Here is an 18004-nt window from a genome sequence, read left to right as displayed (position 1 = left end):
GAGATCATCCACTTATGACGGTGCCGTCTTGCTCTGTAAGGGTAATGGATGAGCCATTTATACAGAAAACAGTGTCTGATAAACCATCTGCAAGCGATGCCCGCGTGTTGCAAGCCGCACGCAACACGGGCTGAGAAGGGAGTAAAAAGCCCGCTCAGGCAAACCTGAGCGGGCTTTTTCATGGGCGTGATTCCTGCCCGTTGGACAGCGTTAACGCCAGCCTAATTCCGGCGCAATGTATTTCAGAATCGATTCGATCACATGCGCGTTGTAGGCCACACCGAGCTGATTTGGCACGGTAAGCAGTAGCGTATCCGCTTCAGCGATGGCTTCATCCTGTGCTAACTGTTTGATGAGCGCTTCCGGCTCTGCCGCGTAGCTACGGCCAAAAATGGCACGGGTTTTCTCGTCAAGGAAACCCACTGAATCCTGCTCCTGCCCACTGCGGCCAAAATAGGCGCGGTCCTGGTCATTTATCAGGGCAAAAATGCTGCGGCTTACGGAGACGCGCGGCTCGCGCGTATGCCCCGCCGCTTTCCAGGCTTCACGATAGGCACGTATCTGCTTCGCCTGCTGAATATGGAAAGGCTCCCCGGTCTCATCATCTTTCAGGGTAGAACTTTGCAGGTTCATGCCCATTTTTGCTGCCCATTCGGCGGTGGCGTTGGAACCAGAACCCCACCAGATGCGATCGCGCAAACCTGCCGACAGCGGCTCAAGACGCAACAAACCTGGCGGGTTTGGAAACATCGGCTGCGGGTTGGGTTTAGCAAAACCTTCACCACGCAGCGCATCAAGGAAGACTTCGGTATGACGTCGCCCCATATCCGCATCGGATTCGCCTTCCTGCGGCACATAGCCAAAATAACGCCAGCCATCAATCACCTGCTCAGGCGATCCGCGACTAATCCCTAATTGCAGGCGACCACTGGCAATCAGGTCAGCGGCACTGGCATCCTCCACCATATACAGCGGATTTTCATAGCGCATATCAATCACACCGGTGCCGATTTCAATTTTCCGGGTGCGTGCGCCAATAGCCGCCAGCAGCGGAAAGGGCGAGCTTAGCTGGCGGGCAAAGTGATGTACACGGAAATAAGCACCGTCTGCGCCGGCCTCTTCAGCCGCGACGGCTAAATCGATTGATTGCAGCAACACATCCTGCGCCGAGCGTGTCGCCGACTGCGAAGACGGCGTCCAGTGTCCGAAAGATAAAAAACCAATTTTTTTCATGGATGACTTCTCCGGCGGGCACGTTATGCCCTCGCGTCATAAAACAATGTTTGATGAAAAAAGGTTACGCCAGTCAGACCGCAACTGATAGTCAATTTCTTTCAACCGCACATTCGAGTTTTTCGACGAAGCTCAGAGAAATAACGCCTTGTTATTGCCGGAATTTCGCCAGGCAAAACAGCGAAACCCCGGCCTGCTGAGTTGAGAGCGTAGGTGGCTTAATGGACTGAAGCGTCGCGCAGCCGCCATGCGCAGCCCGCGGAAAACAGGGCCATCAGTATCATATAACCAATAACCCAACCATCACCTTCACCGCTGACTAACAGAGCGGTGGCGATCATCGGCGAGAGACCACCGCCAAGAATAGGACCAATTTGCTGTACCAGCGACAGGCCGCTATACCTCACCCGAGCGGGAAACAGCGATGAAAAGAAAACGCCCTGTGCGCCAAATGTACTACCGTGGCCTAATGCCAGGCCGAGCGCGATTGCCAGATAAATCCATGCCAGATTGCCGCTTGCCAGCATCAGCATAAATGGCCATGCCAGCAGCGCCTGTAGGATCATGCCGCCGATATACACCCGCTTTTTGCCAAAGCGATCGGCCATATAGCCAAACAACGGCAGGGTAAAGCACTCCAGCAGGCAGGCCAGTAAAATGGCAAACAGAATGACCTGACTTTTCAACCCCAACACATTGACACAATAGCTGATGGCAAACACTGCGTAGATATTAAACAGGCCGCTCTCCGCAATTTTTGCACCAATACCAAAACCAATATCCCGCAGATGATGACGCAGCGCCTCTATCACCGGCAGTCTGGCCTGATTCCCTTCCCGCTTCATCCGTTTAAAAGCCGGCGTTTCCTCAATCTGACTACGAATAAACATACCGACTCCCAGCAATATCAGGCTTAACAGGAAAGGCACACGCCACCCCCATGATAAAAACGCCTCTTCATCCAACGCCAGGTTAAGCAGGGTAATAAAGATAATCGGCAAGAGAAAACCCGCAGGAACACCAATATGCACCAGCGAACTGTAAAATCCGCGCCGTTCTGGCGGAGCATGCTCTACTACCATCGTCATGCCGCCGCCGTATTCCCCCCCAATGCCAATGCCCTGTAGGCAGCGCAACAGCACCAGTAGTACCGGCGCCCAGACGCCGATTTGCGCATAAGGCGGGATCAAGCCAATCAGGAAAGTCCCTGCGCCCATGATACATAACGTCATCATCAAGGCGAACTTACGGCCGATACGATCGCCAAAGTGCCCAAACAGCACACCGCCTAACGGCCTGGCACAATATCCTACAAAATAGGTTGCGAAAGCCGCCAGCGATCCGATCAACGGCGATTCGCCAGGAAAAAAGATTTTGTTAAAAACCAGAGCGGTGGCAGTGGTGTAAAGCGTGAAATCGTAATATTCAATAATGGTGCCCATTACGCTGGCAGTAACGATTTTGCGCATCTCGCTGCGGGATGCAGGCGCGCTGACCTCTGAGGTCACGGTGATCTCATGAGCGTTCATCAGGCTTCTCCAGGAAGTGTGTCAGTGTATGCGTTACTTGAGCGAGTAACCGCACGTCTTAAGGCCAGACCAGACCGGGACAATTGTGATAAGGCTTTACATCCGCCGATGCCGGGCAGCACCGGGCGACCACTGCCTTTAATATCATGCCTGTTATCGCTTAAACCGGTAAGCGGTGACGCAGCGCAATGCCATACATCGCGGCTGAAATCAGCGCCATCACACCGGCCAGCAGCAAGGCAGGAACAAAGCCACCAAAGCGGTCGATAACAATCCCGGTTACCACGGGCGCGAAAGCCCCGCCAAGGAAGCCGCCAAAATTTTGAATACTGCCAATGGATGCTACCCATTTTTTGGTGGTGACGACTTCTGCGGCCAGCGTCCAGTAATTGCCCGATGACAGGCTGTAAGTGAACATGCCTAAAGTCAGCAGTGCCACAGCTAATGCCGGACCGCTGGCCATCGCGGTCATAAACATCGCCAGCGCGGTCAGCAACGCAGCACCCGCAATAGAGAAACGACGCGCGTTAAACGGATCAATACCCTTCATCACCAGCCGGTCTGAAAAACGTCCGCCAATTAATACCGCTACGCCGCCAGCAATATAAGGCAAGGCAGAAAGCCAGCCCGCGCGATTTAACGTAAAGCCCTGCGCCTATTGCAAATAAGTTGGCAGCCAGCCTATGTAGAACCAAAACACATATTGCAGACAAAATCCGCCAGTCACCATGTACCAGACTGAGGGATGCCTGAACAACGTAGCCCATTCACGCACGGTAACGCGCGGTGCATCGGCCGCTTCTTGCGCAGTGGCCTGCCCTGCTTTGATGTAACGCAGCTCGTCTTGATGCAACCATGGATGCCGATCGGGTTCTCGATACAGCACCAGCCAACCGGCCAATGCGATGAAGCCGATCACCCCCATAATGATGAACATCATGGGCCAGCCATAAGCTGCCATCAACAAAGTAGACAGCGGCGGTGCCAGCGCCAGCCCCACTTGCGTAGCGGCAATATACGCGCTAGTGGCAGCGGCCTTCTCCCGATCAGGAAACCAGGTATCCGTCGCTTTTAACGCCCCCGGAAATAGCGGCGCTTCACTGATGCCAAGCGCGACTCGCAATCCAATAAACGTGCCGATACTGCGAGCAAAACCGGTCAGTATCGCGACCAGAGACCACAACCCAGCAGCCAGCGCCAGTAGCAATTTGACGCCGAAGCGATCCACCGCCCAGCCTGTTGGCAAATTCATAATGGCGTAAGGCCAGACAAAGGCGGATAAAATCACCCCCATCATGGCGTGACTGATCCCTAAATCCTGCATTATCTGCGGGGCAGCCACTGACAGGTTGCCCCGGTCAAGATAATTGGTGATGGTCAGCAAGATGATAATGCCGATAATTGCCCAGCGCAGATGGTGTCTGGGTCGGGCAATTTTTTGGGGCACTGGCGCCGCCTCGCGCTGCTCGGCAGGGAGAGAGGTAGAGTGGTAAGTTTTCATCTTCTGCACCTCCGCCACGCCAGCTGTCAGGCTGGTCGCGGCGATGATTATAATGGCCTGCGTCACAAAATGGCGCAGGCAGGTGAGTTAGCGCATCAGACGGTCAAACGACGCTTTAATCGTTTGTTTTAGTTCTTCGCTGACCGGCTGCATTGGCGGACGAGGCTGATAAAGCGGCACACCTTGCAGGCTTTGCAGATATTTGACGCAGGCGGGAAGATTGTCATGCGGGAACGTGTTCCATAAATCATTCAGGCGGGAATGAATATCACGCGCAGGGACGTGATCATTCTCCTCCACTGCCTTGAAGAGTTTCGCCACAACCGAAGGCACCGCGCTGGTCAGCGCTGATATAGCGCCCTGGCAGCCGATGGTAAAACCAGGATAAAGCAGCGCATCCACCCCACTGACAATGATTTTATCCGGGCAACGCAGTAGCAGATCAGACACGGATTTCAGGTCGCCGCCGCTCTGTTTCATCCCCACCACGCCCGGCACTTCTTCCATGATACGTTTCATCAGCGACAGGCTGAGATAATTCCATGGGATAACGTTGTAAATCAGGATGGGCGTCTGCGTGGCTTCATAGATTTCGCGAAAGTGGCGAACGGTAGCATCATCATCAGGCTTGAACAGGTAGTGTACCGGCGTAACCTGTAACGCATCCAGCTTCATGCCTTCCAGCATTTTCACGCGAGCAATAGCCTGACGTGTGCTGTTAACAATTAAGCCAGCGATAAACGGCACCCGTCCATTGTTTGCTTCATAAGCTTCGGTCATGGCCTGACGAAACTCTTCGTCCGACAGCGTATGCCCTTCTCCGGTACTGCCTCCTACCACAATGGCACTGGCCCCCGAATCAATAATAAAGTCGATTTGCTGCTTCAGTCCGCCACGAACCAGTTCGCCCTGCGCATTGAACGGCATGGTAATCGGCGGCAGAACACCGCGCAGCTTCGCTTTCAATTCAGTGTGGTTATGCTGACTCATTTTCTGCTCCCGTTTGATTAGGCGATAACATCTCGCAGTAATCAATTAATGTGAGACAAAAAGATAACGATCAACATTTAATCTATCAATGTGGAATTAAGATCACATAACAAGGCCAAAAAAAACCACAACCCAATAACAACTTCAACCTTCTAATAATCAGATAAAAACCTTTAAATACAGCCACAAGATGAAATATTCCTGAAAAAGCAGCACGCTAAAAGACGGTGAAGCGGTAAAAAAGCCGCCTTTACAATAAGGATTAATAAAGTCATATTTAAATCCATATCCCACATTACGAGATAATATGGCGGTCATCTGAAGGATTTAGGGAATTTTTACCGAAAAAGCGTTATTTTACGCAGACGTCTCAGTATAAGGGGCAGCATGATAGAATACTGTGATGTAAGCGGGCACCCTGCCGCGCTTCTCTGTATCTGAATTTCTGGAGTGGGTATGACAATGAGCGCCGGAAGCCAGGCTAAAAACTTAAATCAGGCCGCCATTAAAAGTTTGACGAAGGTACTGCAAATTCTGGAGTGTTTTTCACGACGCGACGCGAATCTGACCCCGGCCGATATTGCCGCGCGTACCGGTTTACCGCGTGCCACGACGCATCGTCTGGTGTCCTCGCTGCGCGACATCGGCTTGCTGGAACAGAATGGTAAGCGCGAAACCTACAAGCTAGGAATGAAGCTGTTTCAGCTGGGCAATCTGGTTATCCAGAACCTGGATCTTGACAGTCACGCGCGCCCTTACGCGGCCCAGTTGCAGTTGATTACCGGTGAAAGCACCCATTTATGCATCTTTGATGGGGCACAGATGGCTTTTGTTGAGCGCCAGGAAATGAACAGCACCGGTAACACAATGGTGACGCGAATCGAAGCCGCACCTGTGCACTGTACCAGCGTAGGTAAAGCGTTCCTGGCCTGGCAACCGCCGGGACTGATTCGCAAAATTATCGACGATTCACTGCCACAGCGTACCCCGTTTACGCTGGCTGAAGGCCCAGCGCTGGAAGCGGACTTACAGCGTATTCGTGAGCGCGGCTATTCGCTGGATTTGCAAGAAAACGAACTGGGCGTGCACTGCATCGGCGCACCAGTACGTGCTGCAAACGGTCAGGTATTTGCGGCTATCAGTGTCTCTGGCCCGGCCGAACGATTGCCGCTGGCGCGGCTGGAAGGGCTGGCGAGTCTGGTTATTGACATGGCGAACAAAATTTCGCTGGAGCTGGGCTGGACACCGCCTCGCCCTGGCCTTCATGCATCATCCGTGGCTCGCCGCAGCGATCTGCCCGCCCTGCCCGACTAGTCAGGTCTCTTCAGCGGTGGACTCGCCGACGCCCGATCGCTGCGCTGTACGCTTTCGTTACCCGCCAGACCGCATGGGCCAGTTTTGCCATGCGGGCCACGGGCTTTGACGATTCTGACATAGTGGCGCTGCTGCGCCTGATTACAACATTATCCCCTTTGAGGAGAATACGATGGCATTATCAGGAGAACTCATGATTAACGGACTGCGCCTCTGCGGTGAGGAGCAGGCTTTTTCGGCGATGGAAGCCGAGAGCGGCAACGCCCTTCCTCCGCTATTTCATGAGGCCAGCCCGGCGCAAATTGATCAGGCTTGTCAGTGCGCGGCACAGGCTTTTAACGCGTATGCTCAACGGGATCTTCCGCTGCGTGCGCGTTTTCTGCGCCAGATTGGCGATAATATTCTGGCGATTGGCGATGCGTTAATTGATCGGGCAATGCAGGAAACCGCTCTGCCGCGTGGCCGCATTGAGGGTGAACGCGCCCGCACCATCGGCCAGTTGAATATGTTTGCCGATGTGGTTGAACGCGGTGAATTCCTGGCGCCGATAATCGAAACCGCGCTGCCTGAGCGTAAACCCTTGCCCCGCCCTGATTTGCGCCAGCGGCAGGTAGCGCTCGGCCCGGTAGCGGTATTTGGTGCCAGTAACTTTCCGCTCGCCTTTTCTGTTGCTGGCGGTGACAGCGCCTCGGCGTTAGCGGCCGGATGCCCTGTCGTGGTGAAAGCGCATCCGGCCCATCCCGGTACCAGCGAGATGGTGGGTCAGGCTATCGTGGACGCGGTGAAACAGTGTCAGCTTCCGCCTGGGGTATTTGCGCTCTTGCACGGTACATCGCATCACAGCGGGCAGGCATTAGTCAGTCATCCAGCGATACAAGCCGTCGGCTTTACCGGTTCCCGCAATGCCGGGCTGGCGCTGGTCAGGTGCGCGCAACAGCGTCAGCGCCCAATTCCGGTGTATGCCGAAATGAGCAGCATTAACCCTTTATTACTGTTCCCCACTGCGTTAGCACAGCGCAGCGCCAGCATCGCGCAAGGCTATGTGGATTCGCTGGTCTTAGGCACAGGACAGTTTTGTACCAATCCTGGCATCGCTCTGGCTCTGGACAGCCCGGCGCTGGAAAACTTTTGCCAGCTCACTGCCGAAGCGCTGGCACAAAAACCCGCCAGCACGATGTTAACGCCTGCCATACAGCGCGCCTGCCAGCAAAACAGTGAAGCGCTGGCCGCCTTGTCAGGCGTAAGGCTGCTCGGCGCGGGACAACCTGCGGCGACGCCGCATCAGACGCAAGCGCAGGTTTATCTCACCGATGCCGACACCTTCCTTGCGCAACCCGCCATGCAAAATGAAATATTTGGCCCCGTGTCGTTGCTGGTGCGCTGTCAGGATGAGGCGGTTTTACAATCAGTAATTGAGACGATCGAAGGGCAACTGACTTTTACCCTACAGCTAAATGAACCCGATTATCCGCTGGCACGAACCCTGTTACCTCACATAGAAGCGCGGACAGGGCGCATTATTATTAACGGCTACCCAACCGGCGTGGATGTTGGTTATGCCATGGTGCACGGCGGTCCTTTCCCGGCGACCAGCGATGCGCGCAGCACCTCAGTGGGCGCAACGGCAATTCAGCGCTTTTTACGGCCGGTATGTTATCAGGATTTTCCTACCGCTCTGCTGCCATTCCCGCTGGCGTCACATTCATAAGCATTTCATGGCTGGAAACCCTTGCCGCTGCGTTTTAAGGTAAGGGTTTTCAGGCAAGGAAAAAGATTATGCGCATTTTGATTGTTGGAGCCGGTGCAACCGGTGGTTATTTTGGCGCGCGTCTGGCGCAGGCCGGACAAGATGTAACTTTTCTGGTGCGTGAGCGCCGCTTTAATCAGCTGCAAAAAACCGGGCTAATCCTGCAAACGCCACAAGGCAATGAAACGCTGCAGCCACAATTAGTACAGGCCAGCTCGCTGAACGGTAATTACGATTTGATTATCCTGACGGTGAAAAGTTTTGGTCTCGATCAGGCGATGGAGGATATTGCGCCGGCGGTTGGCCCAGACACCCTGATCATGCCTGTTCTCAACGGGATGCGCCATATTGATACCCTGCGTACACGCTTTGGCGATCGCCAGGTAATTGGCGGCCTGTGTAAAATCAATGCCACCCTGGGCGAGCATGGCGAAGTGGTACAGATGACGCCCCTTCATCAGATCTATTACGGTGCGCTGGATGGTCATAACGATGCGCGACTGCAACGCGTCGATGCTGCGCTGCGTAGCAGCACGGTGGAGACTTTTTTTACCGCGGATATTATCAGCGAGTTATGGGAAAAGTGGCTGCTACTGAGCACGCTAGGCGCGGTGTGCTGTCTTGCGCGCGGTAATACACAGCAGGTTCTGCAATCAGAAGGCGGCGAAGCACTGCTGCAAAGTATTTTTAGCGAAATCCTCGCGGTGATCAGCGCTGATGGCTATCAACCACGACCGGCCATCACAGCGAAGATTTATGAATTGCTGAATAACCCTGCTACGCCGATGACATCGTCAATGTACCGTGATTTAACGCAGGGTTTTGAAATTGAAGCCGCGCAGGTGATTGGTGATCTGCTGTTACGCGCCAAACGCAACGGCATCAACACGCCGCTGCTCAATGCGGTTAACGTTAATTTGCAGGTATACCGGCAAGGACGTTAATGCCTGATACGCGCCTGCACATCTGGCAGGCGCATCAATCGATGCCATGCATTATCAATTTCATCCGGCATTATCACCTCGCCAAAAAAGCCTTTGCCGTTTGGCCCGTAGCCGTGTTTGTCGTTGCGCAAACGCTGCACCTCTCCCAGTAAGAGTGTCAGAAAACGTTCCAGTGACCACAGCCCCTGCGGCGGAGCGCCGATAATGCGCGCCATACCTGCGTCATTCATTAACTGAGGTGTAAACACTGGCCAGTTGATGAATTGCGGCGCCTCTTCACGATTGCGCCATTGCCAGCGAAAAGTAGCATCGGTCCGGCGCTGCAATAGCGGGTCCTGAATCAGCACTACCCGCTGCGGTTGCAAATTTTTAGCATCCAGCAGACGCTGGCTGAACGCGGCATTTTCGCCACAGTTACGCGATGTGCTTTCAGGCAGCAACTGTTCGTCTGGCAGCGCGGCGAAGAGGCGGGCAATCGCTGCCAGCATTGACGCTTCGCCCATGCCTCGCGTATCGATCTGACGATAAAGCGGATGGGCCGCCATCGCTTCCGCCAGCAGCGGCGTGGCATGGCCGACTCCGCCGCTGATGAGCAATGGCAGGTTAAACTTTTTCGCTAACGCCACTGCACCTTCAATGTTGGGTAACACTGCATGCCCGGCCAGGATCGCCAGGTCCGCATGGGTTTCACCCTGTTGGGGCATATCGTCCAGTGCCAGCCAGGCGGCAATGCGATTGATGTCCTGAATGTCGTTATCACTGAGTTGCATACGATTCTCCTGTGCTTGCCGCAGTGTAGCGTCATCCTGGCACGCTGGCGGAGAAAAATTTGCTACACTCGCCGCTTCATCTTCAGGAGAGATCAATGACTTCCCGCTCCGTGACCCTTGATGACGTCGCTCAACTGGCTGGCGTCTCCTATCAAACCGTTTCCCGCGTGCTTAATCATTCTGAGCAAGTTGCACCCCGCACGCGAGAAAAAGTCGACGCGGCGATGCAGCAGCTCAATTACGTGCCAAACCGCGTCGCGCAGCAGCTGGCAGGCAAAGCGACGCGCACGCTGGGCCTTGCTACCAGTGATTTAGCGTTAATGGCGCCCGCACAGATTGCCTCCGCCATTCAGCAACGCGCCGCCGCCGCTGGCTATCATCTGGTTATTGCTATGGATAGCGGCAACGCCGAAGCCACAGTGAATGAACTGCTGGCGCAGCGCGTTGACGGCATACTGATCAACCTGCCTCTGATGGCGCAACAGGCAGAGCAAATTCAGGCATTATGCGGTGAAAAGCCAACGCTGTTTTTGGATGTCGAGCTGCACGCTGCGGTCGCGCAATGTCAGTATCCCAATGAAGCGGGTGCTCGTGCGGCGGTTGAACATCTGGTCGCACTGGGACATACAAAAATTGGCTTACTGAACGGCCCTGAACGTTCGGTATCTGCCCGCCAGCGTGAAGCGGCATGGTTAACAGCGCTGGCGGAATATCAGTTAACGCCTTGTTGTATGCTGCGTGGTGACTGGAGCGCACAGTCTGGGTATCAGGCTCTGCTGACGCAGTTGCCCGATTTATTACCGCAAGCTTTACTGGTGGCGAATGATCAGATGGCGCTGGGGGCGATGCGCGCACTGCATCAGCACGGGGTTACTATTCCCGGCGAGATTTCGGTGATGGGCTATGACGATACGGCAGAAAGCGCATGGTATCAGCCGCCACTGACTACGGTGCGTCAGGATTTACAGTTATTGGGTCAGGTCAGTGTGGACCAGATAGTCGCGCGCTTGCGCGGCGAAGAAGCATCGGCGGCGGTACTTGAAACCGCGCTGATACTGCGGGAAACCACCGCTGCGCCAGAGGATAAAAAGCTGGATTTGCCACAACTGGCGCAGCAGTTGCAGCACATTGCACGCCGACTGGCTAAGCGCGGAACATAAAAAAAGTGCCCACCAGGGGCACTTGACTGGAATCGGGTATCGTTACTGCGCTTTGGGTTCGCCCATGTTTTTGAGCTTCTTCGACAGCTCACGGCGCTCTTTCGACAGATCGGCATTTTTGATGATGTATTCATCAACGCGATCTTCATAATCAACGCGCATGCTGGCGATAATTTCCTGGATCGCCTCAACGCTCATGCCGGGTTTGATGTATTCACTCAGGTTGTCCAACAGCAGCACACGCTTCTGGTTGTCGCGGATTTTTTTCTCGTTATCAACGATCTCGCGCTGAAGCTTGTTCTTGCGACGGAACATACGTACGAACTCCAGTACGTCCTGAAATGATTGCTTGGCATTTTCCATGATGGCACCTTTCTTTGAGCCTGCTGTCGCAGGGAGAGAGTCAAAACGATCAGCTTAGCGGCTAGCCAGCCTTGTAAGCAATTTTCACAGCTAAATTCAGACTGGCTCTTATCTTAGCGCAAAGAAAGCGGGTTTCACATTAAGTCCTTGTCTGAGGTGATTATTTGCGCAACGCCATGCGCAGTAAGTCGTTCATTCGTTCAAGCTGCTTCGCCAACTCCAGGCTGATCCATACATAACCGTAAATCGGCGTCTCCTCCAGTCGCTCGCTGCCCGTATCGGCAATCAGCTGTTTCAATTCGCGCGTAATCTCTGCCAGTTCATGACTGGTGGTGATCAACTCTTCGGTCTCGCCCCGTACGGCCAGCCGTGAAAGCGCGCGTAGGGTGTTTTCCGTCATTTGCTGAGTACGGCGCAACGTTGGCGCATTCAGCAGTATCAGATGACTTTCACGAGACGCCCACCAGGCATTAATTTGCATCTCTACGGTGTACACCATATTTCGGTTGATGGTTTAAATCGCTTCAAAGACCGATTTTGGAATACGCGTCTCTTTGCTCGACGGCTCCAGCAGCGCACGCATCTTAATAATGCTGGTCAGCAGTTTACCCAACGGTTTAGTCAGACGCGGCTTTTCTACCAGGTTAGACGAAAAACCGGCGTGGTAAATGGTGGCAATTTTTTCCAGCGAATCAGAAAGCTGAATGCGCCAGTGCATATACGCGCGCTGTGCCCAGATGGCGCTGAACAGCAGAGCCAGCAGCGAACCGAGTATCACATCCCCGCCGCGCCACAGCGCCATGGCGAAATCACCTGCCGGGGCGCCGACCACCACGCTGAGCGTAATGCCAATCAACAGCGCCATATAGGGATGTTTACCCAGCGTCAGAAAGCCACAGACAAACATCACCATACCGCACCACGTCAGCATGACCGGTAGCGAGATAAGTTCCAGCTTTAGCGCAATCAAACCCGATACAGAACCGGCCAGCGTCCCGCAGATGCGCTGAATCGCGCGCGGGAAAACGTTGCCCCATGTCGAGATCGGCCCCATCACGACCACCAACGTAATCAGCGGCCAGGTTCCTTCCGGAATCCCGGTAACGCGTACAAACAAAAAGGTGAGCAAAAAGGCAATAGCGATACGTACACCATGCACGCTGCGGTAGTGGCGATAGAACCAAAACTCTAGTTTCGATACGGGCTTATCTGGACGCAAAGTGGCTTTCCGGTTGCGGGTACATTTCGTGCATTATTCTAACCCTTAGATTTGCTAAGGCTTAACGCAACTTCTACATTTCAATACAGTTTTGACTTTAAATTACAATTTTCAACAATTGACATACTTTAAGATCCCATTAACAAAACATTTAATTAACATCTTACTCTTCTTACAAATTTTTATTTAACTCTGTTAAAGGAAGCGATATGAAAAAAAGAGCCAAAACCCTGCCAGGTGTGACGCGACGGCAAGTGTTGACGTGGTCTGCGCTCGGCGTGGCCGCCAGCGTCAGTCAGACAGCGGATGCCGTATCGTTAAAAGGATCGCCAGGCTGGACGCCGTTTAGCGATAACCCTCCTGAAACCTTCGACCAGCCCGGCTGGCTATTTTTTACTGATGAAGAGGCCCGCACGGTAGAAGCCGTGGTTGACCGTCTTATTCCCGCAGATGAGCTTAGCATGGGCGGCAAAGAAGCCGGATGCGCCGTATTTATCGATCGCCAGCTACACGGTTTTTACGGCACTTTCGAGCGCTTATATATGGAAGGCCCTTTCCAGAAAGGCACCTCAGAACAGGGCGATCAGTCTGCGCTGGTGCCACAGCAGCGTTATCGCCAGGGCTTAGCCGCGCTCAATCGCTACGTGCAAACCACCAGCTCCCAGAAAAAATTTTTCGATCTGACCCCAGAGCAGCAGGACACGCTGTTACTCAATATGGAAGCAGGCAAAGTGCATTTCGACGGTTTCGACGCCCAGTCGCTGTTTCTGGAAATATTAAACAACACCATGGAAGGCTTTTTTGCCGACCCGATTTACGGCGGCAATAAAGAGATGGTGTCGTGGAAAATGCTGGGATTTCCAGGCGCGCGTTATGACTATCGCGACTATATCGAACGACATAACGAAAATTTGCAACTTGAACCGATCAGCATTGCGCAATGGAAAGCGAAAGGATAAATCATGAAAAAATTGCCTAAAACTGATGTCGTGGTGATTGGCCTCGGCTGGGCCGGTTCGATCATTGCCAATGAACTGGCCGATGAAGGTCTGGACGTGGTGGGGATTGAGCGCGGTCCGTGGCGCGATACCGCGCGCGATTTTAATATCGGCACGGTGACTGACGAACTGCGCTATGTGATGCGCCAGGAGTTAATGTTACGTACCAGACAAAATACCTGCACTATGCGCAACAACCCCTCGCAAACAGCTTTACCGATGCGAACCTGGGGATCGTTTCACCCCGGTAATGGCACGGGCGGTGCCGGAAATCACTGGGCCGGTATTACCTTTCGCTTTCAGCCGCACGAATTTCACCTTAAAACGCACCTGACCGAGCGTTACGGCGCCCGCGCGATGCCGGAAGAGTTAGTGCTGCAAGACTGGGGAACAACGTGGGAAGAAATGGAGCCGCACTACATGCAGTTTGAGCGTGTAGCGGGCACGTCAGGGCAAGCTGGCAATATCAACGGCCAGGTTCGTGACGGCGGCAATCCGTTTGAAGGGCCGCGATCGGGTGAATATCCGACTGCCCCGCTGCGTCAGCCTTACGGCCCAACATTGTTTGCTGATGCGGCTAAAAACCTTGGCTATAAGCCTTTCCCTGTGCCCTCCTCGTTGGTTTCCGAAGCCTATACCAATCCGTATGGCGTAACGATGGGGCCTTGTACTTTCTGCGGCTTTTGCACCAACTACGGCTGCGCCAACTACTCCAAGGCCAGCGCGATCACCATAGTGTTACCGGCGCTTATACGCAAACCCAACTTTTCTGCTTATACCAACTGCGAAGTGCTGGAAGTGCTAACCGATTCCACCGGTAAAAAAGCGACTGGCGTAACCTATATCGACTCTTCTGGCGATAAATGGGAGCAACCCGCTGATCTCGTGATTGTTGCCGCCTTCACCTTTGAAAATGTTCGTTTGATGCTGCTTTCCGGTATCGGTGAAGACTACGATCCCGTGACCAATAAAGGCACCACCGGTCGCAACTACGCCTACCAAACCGCCAATGGCGTGACGCTGTTCTTTGATAACAAAAACTTTAACCCGTTTATTGGTGCCGGCGCGGTAGGCATGGGCATTGACGAATTTAACAACGACAATTTCGATCACAGTGGTCTTGGCTTCTTTGGCGGCGGCAGCATTCGCGTCACCCCTATTGGCTCCGCGCCGATTGGCTATCGCCCCTTACCGCCTAAGACCCCGAAATGGGGTTCAAAGTGGAAACAGGCGCTGAAAGATAACTATCTCAGCACCATGTCGATAGGCTGTGAAGCCAGCAGTTACACCACGCGCACTAACTATTTGTCGTTAGATCCTAACTACAACGATCCGCACGGCCGGCCGCTGCTGCGTATTACCTTCGATTTTGCGCAAAACGACCTGAAGATGGCGCAGTACTGTACTAACAAGGTGGCAGAAATTGCTAAATCGATGAATCCACGTGAAATGATTGTCAAACCTATGACCGGACACTGGAGCAGCGTGCCTTATCAGTCCTCGCACGTAGTGGGCGGATTTATTATGGGAGCCGATCCCAGCACCAGTTCGGTAAACCAACATCTTCAGGTATGGGATGTGCCGAACCTGTTTGTGGTAGGCGCCTCAGCCTTTCCACAGAACCCCGGTTACAACCCAACCGGCACCGTTGGTGCGCTGGCCTACAAAGCCGCACACGATATTCGTCAATACTATCTGAAACGTCCGGGGGAGATGATTAGCGTATGAAAACATTATCGCTTTTCTCTGCGGCTGCCGTGCTCATGACGTTAAGCCTGAGCAGTCAGGCCCAGCCGGAATACGATCAGATTGCCCGGGGCCAGTACATCGCCACGCTTGGGGATTGTACCGCGTGTCACACCAGCGATGAAAAACAGCCTTTCGCCGGAGGTGTCAGGCTGCAAACGCCGTTCGGTACGCTGGCAGGCGCTAACATTACGCCAGACCGTGAAACCGGTATCGGTAACTGGAGCTACGATGATTTTCGTCGCGCCATGAATGAAGGTGTTGGGCATAATGGCAAGCGTTTATACGGGGCGATGCCCTATACCGCTTACACCCAAATGTCGGAAAAAGATCTGCAAGACTTATGGGCGTGGATGCAAACGCTACAGCCGATCCATCACCCCGTTGAGACTAACCAACTGCCTTTCCCGTTCAATATCCGCGCCAGCTTACTGTTCTGGAACTGGATCAACTTCGATAAGGGCGAATTTAAGGCCAACCCCAATAAATCTGCCGAATGGAATCGCGGTGCGTATTTGGTGGAAGGTCTGGGACACTGTGGCACCTGTCATACGCCAAAAAATCTGCTGGGCGGCGATAAGAGCAGCCATTTTCTTGGCGGTGAAGTGGTCGAAGGCTGGTATGCGCCTGACCTCAGCGCCAGCGAACATACCGGTTTAGGCAAATGGACACAGCAGGATATTGTGAGCTACTTGCGTACCGGCGTGAACCGTTATGACATCGCTTCTGGGCCAATGGCAGACGCGGTACGTCACTCGACGCAGCACTGGCGTGAAGACGATCTCAACGCAGTCGCAGTTTACCTTAAGGATGGCGATAAAAAAGCCGGGAAAAAACCGGAGCCGCTAGCGGCGAGTGATGCGCGCATGAAAATGGGGGCCACTATTTATGAAGCCAAATGTTCAGCCTGCCACAGCCCTGGCGGACGCGGTGAGAAGAATATCTTCCCGCAGCTGGCAAACAATCCGTTGCTCAACCAGCCTGATGCCACCTCGCTGATGCGCGTCGTGCTGGCGGGAAGCCGCGGTGTCGATACCGATGCACATCCCACCGCGCCTGCGATGCCTGCATTTGCGGGTACGTTAAGCGATGAGAATATTGCTGCGGTGATTACCTATATCCGTAACAGCTGGGGCAATGCTGCCGCTCCGGTCGATGCCGGAGAGATAAAAAAGATGAAGGATGATCTGCAATAAAACGCGAACAGGGCAGCCAACAGGCTGCCCTTTTTTCGGCGGCTTTTTACGCGATACCACAAGCGCGAATCAGAGCTTTTGCTTCAGATAATCTTCTATGCGCGTAACAATGCCCGCTTCATCAACAGCTTTCAGCGTTACCAGCGGATAACTTGCCAGCTGCTTGTCTTTGTCCATGACCTGAATTTCACCGATGGTTTCATTCGCTTTCAGCGGCGCGTCGAGTTCTTTGCGATTAATAACGTACCTGGCCTTCACGTTCTGAATTTCACTGCGCGGCAGCGCCAGGTAAATATCGTTGACGGTGCCGACATCAACCTGGTGTGGATTACCGTACCAGACATTCTCAGTGCCAATCTTTTTACCGGCATGGAACAGTTGAACGGTATCAAAGGTATTTTGTCCCCAGATTAGCAACTTGCGCGCCTGCTCTTCACGCCCTTTCGCGCTTTTGCCGCCCATAATTACCGCAATCAGGCGATGTTTTCCCACCACATTGGAAGCGATGATGTTAAAACCGGCGGTTTCGGTATGGCCGGTTTTCAGACCATCAACATGCAGATTGTTATCCCATAGCAAACCGTTGCGGTTGTTCTGCGTGATGCCATTCCAGGTCAGCGTTTTCTCGCTATACATGGCGTAAAAATCTGGTTCGCCATCAATAATCGCCCGGGAAAGTTTCGCCATATCCAGCGCACTGGAGAACTGACCTGGCGCATCCAGACCATGTACCGTTTCAAAATGCGTATTCTGTAAGCCCAGTTTTTCAACATACTGATTCATCAGTTTAACGAAACCGGCTTCGCTGCCCGCCACGTAATCTGCCAGCGCGACACAGGCGTCATTACCGGAATCAATGATCACACCACGGCTCAGATCGCGCACGCTTAGCTTGTCGCCAGGCTTGAGGAACATCAGCGATGAGCCTTTGAATACCGGATTACCCGCCGCCCAGGCATCTTTACCTACAGTTATCATATCGTCGCGGGTAATTTTTTTCTGATCGATAGCGCGATCGACCACGTAGCCCGTCATCAGTTTAGTCAGGCTGGCTGGATTACGGCGTTCATCAGGATTTCCGGCCGTCAGCACCTGGCCGGTGGTGGCATCCATCAATACCCAGGAAGCGGCGTCAATGGCCGGTGGCGTCAGGGGAAAAGGCATATCTTCGGCTTGCGCCAGCGATGCCCAAAAAATAGTTGCAGTTACAGTAATCAGCAGACGCCTTTTCAACACTTCATCCTTAGTTGCGCAAACAGGTAAACGAAACAGAAACAGCCGCACGTTTTACGGC

Annotated in this window: 15 protein-coding genes and 1 pseudogene; 7 read left to right on the top strand and 9 right to left on the bottom strand. The window is 53.6% G+C overall.

Annotated features, from left to right (window positions below):
- Positions 1-210 precede the first annotated feature (210 nt).
- The 5 genes from H2P46_RS10140 to H2P46_RS10120 all read right to left on the bottom strand — a co-directional run bounded on the left by H2P46_RS10140 (position 211) and on the right by H2P46_RS10120 (position 5253).
- Positions 211-1233: an LLM class flavin-dependent oxidoreductase gene (locus tag H2P46_RS10140; RefSeq protein ID WP_193404958.1), complete on the bottom strand. Its 1023-nt coding sequence runs from the start codon at positions 1231-1233 to the stop codon at positions 211-213.
- Between the two features lie 218 nt (positions 1234-1451).
- Entirely contained in the window at positions 1452-2762 is a 1311-nt protein-coding gene (locus H2P46_RS10135) for an MFS transporter (RefSeq protein WP_193404957.1), read from the bottom strand.
- Between the two features lie 160 nt (positions 2763-2922).
- A complete protein-coding gene (locus H2P46_RS10130; RefSeq protein WP_193404956.1) occupies positions 2923-3375 on the bottom strand; it encodes an MFS transporter in 453 nt (150 codons plus the stop codon).
- Positions 3376-3417: 42 nt separating this feature from the next.
- The gene (locus tag H2P46_RS10125; RefSeq protein WP_193404955.1) at positions 3418-4263 is read right to left on the bottom strand and encodes an MFS transporter; all 846 of its coding nucleotides are present in this window, start codon (positions 4261-4263) and stop codon (positions 3418-3420) included.
- Between the two features lie 87 nt (positions 4264-4350).
- Entirely contained in the window at positions 4351-5253 is a 903-nt protein-coding gene (locus tag H2P46_RS10120) for a dihydrodipicolinate synthase family protein (RefSeq protein WP_193404954.1), read from the bottom strand.
- Between the two features lie 456 nt (positions 5254-5709).
- Here H2P46_RS10120 and H2P46_RS10115 point away from each other — a divergent pair, with 456 nt between their 5' ends.
- The 3 genes from H2P46_RS10115 to H2P46_RS10105 all read left to right on the top strand — a co-directional run bounded on the left by H2P46_RS10115 (position 5710) and on the right by H2P46_RS10105 (position 9258).
- A complete protein-coding gene (locus H2P46_RS10115) occupies positions 5710-6567 on the top strand; it encodes an IclR family transcriptional regulator (protein WP_193404953.1) in 858 nt (285 codons plus the stop codon).
- A 193-nt stretch (positions 6568-6760) separates the two neighbouring features.
- Positions 6761-8275: an aldehyde dehydrogenase (NADP(+)) gene (locus H2P46_RS10110; protein WP_202987393.1), complete on the top strand. Its 1515-nt coding sequence runs from the start codon at positions 6761-6763 to the stop codon at positions 8273-8275.
- 68 nt (positions 8276-8343) lie between these two features.
- On the top strand, positions 8344-9258 hold the full coding sequence (locus H2P46_RS10105) for a ketopantoate reductase family protein (protein WP_193404951.1): 915 nt from the start codon (positions 8344-8346) through the stop codon (positions 9256-9258).
- Here H2P46_RS10105 and H2P46_RS10100 read toward each other — a convergent pair.
- Entirely contained in the window at positions 9255-10028 is a 774-nt protein-coding gene (locus H2P46_RS10100) for a YdcF family protein (RefSeq protein ID WP_193404950.1), read from the bottom strand. The two genes, H2P46_RS10105 and H2P46_RS10100, sit on opposite strands and share 4 nt — an antisense overlap.
- 95 nt (positions 10029-10123) lie before the next feature.
- Here H2P46_RS10100 and H2P46_RS10095 point away from each other — a divergent pair, with 95 nt between their 5' ends.
- Complete coding sequence (locus tag H2P46_RS10095) at positions 10124-11188, top strand: LacI family DNA-binding transcriptional regulator (protein ID WP_193404949.1); 1065 nt, start codon at positions 10124-10126, stop codon at positions 11186-11188.
- Between the two features lie 42 nt (positions 11189-11230).
- On the opposite strand, the gene tmaR is transcribed toward H2P46_RS10095, so the two are convergent.
- Together tmaR and H2P46_RS10085 are read right to left on the bottom strand one after the other, a co-directional pair.
- On the bottom strand, positions 11231-11551 hold the full coding sequence (gene tmaR, locus H2P46_RS10090; protein ID WP_193404948.1) for a PTS system regulator TmaR: 321 nt from the start codon (positions 11549-11551) through the stop codon (positions 11231-11233).
- A gap of 160 nt (positions 11552-11711) precedes the next feature.
- Positions 11712-12770, bottom strand: a pseudogene (locus H2P46_RS10085) (FUSC family protein).
- A gap of 209 nt (positions 12771-12979) precedes the next feature.
- Here H2P46_RS10085 and H2P46_RS10080 point away from each other — a divergent pair.
- Genes H2P46_RS10080 through H2P46_RS10070 form a run of 3 tightly spaced genes read left to right on the top strand, consistent with a single transcriptional unit; the run spans position 12980 to position 16710 of the window.
- Positions 12980-13729: a gluconate 2-dehydrogenase subunit 3 family protein gene (locus H2P46_RS10080; protein WP_193404947.1), complete on the top strand. Its 750-nt coding sequence runs from the start codon at positions 12980-12982 to the stop codon at positions 13727-13729.
- A complete protein-coding gene (locus tag H2P46_RS10075) occupies positions 13730-15496 on the top strand; it encodes a GMC oxidoreductase (protein WP_193405012.1) in 1767 nt (588 codons plus the stop codon).
- Positions 15493-16710, top strand: coding sequence for a cytochrome c (locus H2P46_RS10070; RefSeq protein ID WP_193404946.1), 1218 nt, complete (start codon positions 15493-15495; stop codon positions 16708-16710). Before H2P46_RS10075 ends, H2P46_RS10070 begins: the two co-directional genes overlap by 4 nt.
- 69 nt (positions 16711-16779) lie before the next feature.
- On the opposite strand, the gene dacD is transcribed toward H2P46_RS10070, so the two are convergent.
- Positions 16780-17943: a serine-type D-Ala-D-Ala carboxypeptidase DacD gene (gene dacD / locus H2P46_RS10065; protein ID WP_193404945.1), complete on the bottom strand. Its 1164-nt coding sequence runs from the start codon at positions 17941-17943 to the stop codon at positions 16780-16782.
- Positions 17944-18004 lie beyond the last annotated feature (61 nt).

The organism is Mixta mediterraneensis (assembly GCF_014946725.1).
GTDB lineage: Bacteria > Pseudomonadota > Gammaproteobacteria > Enterobacterales > Enterobacteriaceae > Pantoea > Pantoea mediterraneensis.
Note: the sequence above shows the minus strand (reverse complement) of the source record. Positions and strands in the feature narration are given on the sequence as shown.